6 protein-coding genes and 1 pseudogene are annotated in these 3,890 nt (G+C 56.0%); 3 read left to right on the plus strand and 4 right to left on the minus strand.

Going from position 1 to position 3,890, the window contains the following annotated elements:
* Positions 1-61: 61 nt before the first annotated feature.
* Positions 62-232: a hypothetical protein gene (locus tag CPY51_RS32135; RefSeq protein ID WP_206607277.1), complete on the minus strand. Its 171-nt coding sequence runs from the start codon at positions 230-232 to the stop codon at positions 62-64.
* 215 nt (positions 233-447) lie between these two features.
* A complete protein-coding gene (locus tag CPY51_RS32140; RefSeq protein ID WP_146260221.1) occupies positions 448-699 on the minus strand; it encodes a hypothetical protein in 252 nt (83 codons plus the stop codon).
* Between the two features lie 626 nt (positions 700-1,325).
* On the opposite strand from CPY51_RS32140, the gene CPY51_RS32145 reads away from it, so the two are divergent.
* Complete coding sequence (locus tag CPY51_RS32145) at positions 1,326-1,715, plus strand: nuclear transport factor 2 family protein (RefSeq protein WP_111164421.1); 390 nt, start codon at positions 1,326-1,328, stop codon at positions 1,713-1,715.
* Positions 1,716-1,834: 119 nt separating this feature from the next.
* Here the strand turns inward: CPY51_RS32145 and CPY51_RS33680 are convergent, their stop codons facing one another.
* Positions 1,835-2,266, minus strand: a complete 432-nt coding sequence (locus tag CPY51_RS33680) for a hypothetical protein (RefSeq protein ID WP_244598856.1) — start codon at positions 2,264-2,266, stop codon at positions 1,835-1,837.
* On the opposite strand from CPY51_RS33680, the gene CPY51_RS33685 reads away from it, so the two are divergent.
* The gene (locus CPY51_RS33685) at positions 2,187-2,540 is read left to right on the plus strand and encodes a tyrosine-type recombinase/integrase (RefSeq protein ID WP_338049449.1); all 354 of its coding nucleotides are present in this window, start codon (positions 2,187-2,189) and stop codon (positions 2,538-2,540) included. The two genes, CPY51_RS33680 and CPY51_RS33685, sit on opposite strands and share 80 nt — an antisense overlap.
* A 136-nt stretch (positions 2,541-2,676) precedes the next feature.
* Here the strand turns inward: CPY51_RS33685 and CPY51_RS32155 are convergent, their stop codons facing one another.
* On the minus strand, positions 2,677-3,072 hold the full coding sequence (locus CPY51_RS32155; protein WP_154677754.1) for a hypothetical protein: 396 nt from the start codon (positions 3,070-3,072) through the stop codon (positions 2,677-2,679).
* A 628-nt stretch (positions 3,073-3,700) separates the two neighbouring features.
* Here CPY51_RS32155 and CPY51_RS32165 point away from each other — a divergent pair.
* A pseudogene (locus CPY51_RS32165) lies at positions 3,701-3,890 on the plus strand (winged helix DNA-binding protein); the annotation flags it as partial.

A 3,890-nucleotide genomic window follows, 5' to 3' on the forward strand; every position in this document is an offset into this window, starting at 1 on the left:
TGCTGCATGAGAGCGGCATAGATCGATACCCTGCGCTGAGGCGCGGGGCAGAAAGCGATACCTACTTCGCCCAAAAGACCCAAACGGGCGGATGATCGGCAAATCCATCGAGTTTTTCAACGAAATCCGTCAACACCGGACACTGGGCCATCGGCGCGATCAGTTTCTTCGGCTTCGTTTCAAGCCGCCTGCGCGACAGTTCATCCGTGACTGGGCCGGTGATGAAGATCACGATAATGGGGATGCTTGCGACGCATTGGCTTGTGGCGGAGCCAGTGCGCATGCGGCTTGCTCAATGAGCCGTCATGTTCGTGATGGTGAACGCTCATCGTGGATACGAGTGCTCGTGCTCCAGCGGCTTACGGACATGCTCTTGATCGTGTCGCTCGGACAGATGTAGCCAGATGCCTATGTCCATCTACAGGCCCGCGAGCAGAAGCTGTATGGTCACTGCGTCGCGAAAAAAGTCACCGCCAACACAGCGCCAATGAATGGCGCGAGCGAGAAATAGGCACCTGTGCGTGCGGTTCCCAAATGGCGCAGGCGAGCATGACAGGACAGGACTGACGCGCCTGTCGACATCTTACCGGAAGACGACCAGGCGATTGCCATTGTCGCCAGGCCCGGCAGATTGAGAAGCAACGATCCTGAAGCAGCAGTTGTCTGCGACAGGCCAAGCATCAGGAATAACGGTCCCAACAAGCCACCGATGACAGCCGCCAAGCCACGGAAAATCTGACCGCTGCAACGGCGGCGGGGGGCTACGGCTGAAGCTTATGAGTGCTTTTTGGGTTCATGACGACAGGGGGATGTTTCGGCTTCTTGAGGAAGACGATGACGTAGCATTCAGTCGGCGAAGGACAGTGGACACTGCAATATGTGCTGCCGCACGGAACCATACTGCACGACGTCCCGGTCTTGCAGACCCCCTTAGCGCCGTCGGGTGTAGTTGGAATCGTCGTTTCGGCAAAAGCTGGTCCAGACAGGGCCGCAAAAGACAATGCAGCCGTCAGAAGAATCAGTTTCCTCATCTCATGTTCTCCACCCATTATGAGCCTTCGCTCAGCCACCAACAATCCGCGCATTCAGGCGCGGTAAAGTGATTAAATTCGGGTTTCGTTCAATGAGAATAAACCATCACCAGCAAATGGCCAGTTGCGCTCGAAGGACTCCGGATAATGCGCGGATCGTGATGAACATTCGATGAATGTCGGCTTCGGGCCAGCGCCGGATGCGGCTAGCTTCCGCATCGCGCCAACACCGGACATTGAACTATCGAAGTTTCATTGTAGCATCGTAGGACGTCAATTCGGTCTGGAGCCTAGATGTCATTCGATGAGCATAATGCCGAGCTGTTTTTCTCTTTGGAGACTACCCTTCATCGTCCTGAAGTCAGGTCGACACCTAGCCTTGTCAATGATTTGCTCGCCGATGAGTTCATTGAATTCGGAAGTTCTGGCCGAGTGTATAACAAGCAAATCACGATCACAGCTCTCGCAGGCGAGGATGTGTCGGCACTGACACCGTTGCCTCAGGTGTCAGACTTTTCCGTCAGTCAGCTTTCCCACGGCGTGGTTTTGGTCACTTACAAAAGCACCCACATATCGACGGAAACGCAGAAGGGTCGCCAAACCCTGCGAAGCTCGATCTATAAATTTCTCGATGGTCGCTGGCAGATGATATTTCATCAGGGAACGCTCATTCCCTTCGCATGACCGCATGGGGTCGACTGTGGGAAAAGGCTCTTCCGGATTGCGCCACTAGCGGTCACCGAAATCGCTAGGACGGTAATGATCTGAACCATCGCTTGTGGGCGCCGAATGCGCAGAGCGTTTTAGTGCCGCTGTCTCCACCAAAGTCTCGCCGCATATAGCGACAAAGCTATGGCGACGAGGAGAACCACGCCATAAAAGGCTTTCGGAAACGCCACCCACCGATCATTTACATAATAACCCAGTTGTCCCCACTTCTTATCGATATGCGCTCCGATAGGCAGGTTTCGCTGGAGCGCCGCATCTGTAGCACCGGCCTCATAGATTTGCTCCTTGCCATCTCTCCCTAAGATAACGTAGTGCGCCGAGTAACGTGGAGCGCCAGTGTACGGAATGTCACGGCGCGAAATGATAGTCCCATCTATCTGCTGCGTCAGGCGCTGCCAGACGGTCTCGTATCCAAACCCCCAGAAGATGAATGCCGCGAAAAATGCAACAATCACCCATTGGTTTGCTGCTCGCGCATCCCGTTCAAAATTGAATACCGTTTTCATCAGGCATTACCTGTCGCTCCCTGAGGGCGAAACGCGTATCACCCCGCACACGCTTCGGCACAGCGCCGCCATGGAGCTGCTATTGGCCGGTGTCGATCTGACGGTGATTGCGCTATGGCTTGGTCACGAGTCGAGTCAAACAACGCTGACCTATCTCCATGCGCATATCGCGCTCAAGGAGGCCGCTTTGGCGAGGGTGACGCCGCTGGAGGGATGGAAAGCAAGCCGTTTCGTACCGGATGATAAGCTGCTGTCATTCTTGAACGCGCTCTAACCAGCCGAAGCGAGCGCCGGCCATTGGTCGCCCGGCGCTTGCAACTACCACTGGCCGTTTTCGCCCGAACAGCGCTCTGCAAGCGCTGCTCGGGGTTGCCGTCGCCGATGAGATCCTGCTTGCTTGTCTTCCCAAACTATGCCGAGCCGATGCGGCGTTTCTTATAGGAAATCCCGAGGCTTAGGCAGCCTGATCGGCATAGTCTCGGGCTCGGGATAAGATCCTTTATGCCGAGTTCGGCATAAGGAATCAACGATGTCACGAGGTCGCGGCCCTTTCGGCATGCCACGTGGATCGGGTCTCGGCGCAACATGATGAAAAAACTCATCGCCGCGCCCGTGCGGCAGCGAAAAGCCGGCATCACGATCGCCAACGCTTGCAAGCGCCGCTGACAGACCAGTCGGCAATGGAAGTGCGGGAACGTTGCGAAACGAGCGGCGAAGCGTTTGCGGCATTGCAATAATTGGTAACGCAGCGCAATGTAACTGTCACAATTCTGTGCAGTTGGGCGCCGTGCAATGAGAATTTGCATCTACAAGTCGGACATAGCACCCGAGCTTACTCTCTTGCTGCGGGAGGGATTGCCCGTACCGCTCGATACCAAGGTAGACAAATGGACCAAAATCAAGGTCGTCACCGACAGGGAGATGAGAGAAGACCTTTTGATTCAAATTGGCGCCACGGGGCATGCGTTAGTTCGACTTGGCGCCATCAGACAGCATTAGCAATAGCAACGCCTTACTGCCCCGTTATCACACACCACCATCGCATCGCGGGGCTTTGTCTGCTGGAAACACGCACCCCTGACGCTCGCGAACCGATCGGCGGCCGCAGTCACCGACTAGGAATCATCTTGAAACGGAACTTGGTCATTGGGGGACGGCGCATGGCGACGCTGATGGAAAGGATGTCGATGATGAGGAGCGCGGCTATTCAGAGGCGGGAGCGAAATCAACGGCGCTCATCTGCAGGGCGCTCTTTCGCCTCCCAAGCGCTAGGTTGATGCGTCATGGTGTAAACGTAACCAATCTTCATCGTCCGTGAACGGCGCCCGAGAGGTTAGCTGATACGATCTGTTCCGGGCTGGCTGGCGGGTCTTTCCGCCGGCTCGCAAGCCCCACCCTCCCCAAACCCACAGTCAGTCACTTCCTGGAGCAAGCGTGAGAGGGCTCATTGGAAAACTGAATGACAAAAAACCACGGCGCGAATTGATCGTGTCGTCCGCGCATCTGGCAGGCGGAAGCTCGCCGGCCCTGTCCGAACTCGAGTACGGGTTGATCCTGTTTTCCCATGCCTTCAATCGTTGGATGGTCCGCTGCATGGCGGCGGCTGGCGTCGCTGGCCTCTCTC

The organism is Arminella tubonensis (assembly GCF_003240585.1).
GTDB lineage: Bacteria > Pseudomonadota > Alphaproteobacteria > Rhizobiales > Rhizobiaceae > Rhizobium > Rhizobium tubonense.

What these genes read in the sequence shown, in the direction of transcription:
- CPY51_RS32145 (WP_111164421.1), top strand. Translation starts at nt 1,326, where the DNA reads ATGTCATTCGATGAGCATAATGCCGAGCTGTTTTTCTCTTTGGAGACT.
- CPY51_RS33685 (WP_338049449.1), top strand. Translation starts at nt 2,187, where the DNA reads ATGAATGCCGCGAAAAATGCAACAATCACCCATTGGTTTGCTGCTCGC.
- CPY51_RS33680 (WP_244598856.1), bottom strand. Translation starts at nt 2,266, where the DNA reads ATGAAAACGGTATTCAATTTTGAACGGGATGCGCGAGCAGCAAACCAA.
- CPY51_RS32155 (WP_154677754.1), bottom strand. Translation starts at nt 3,072, where the DNA reads ATGCAAATTCTCATTGCACGGCGCCCAACTGCACAGAATTGTGACAGT.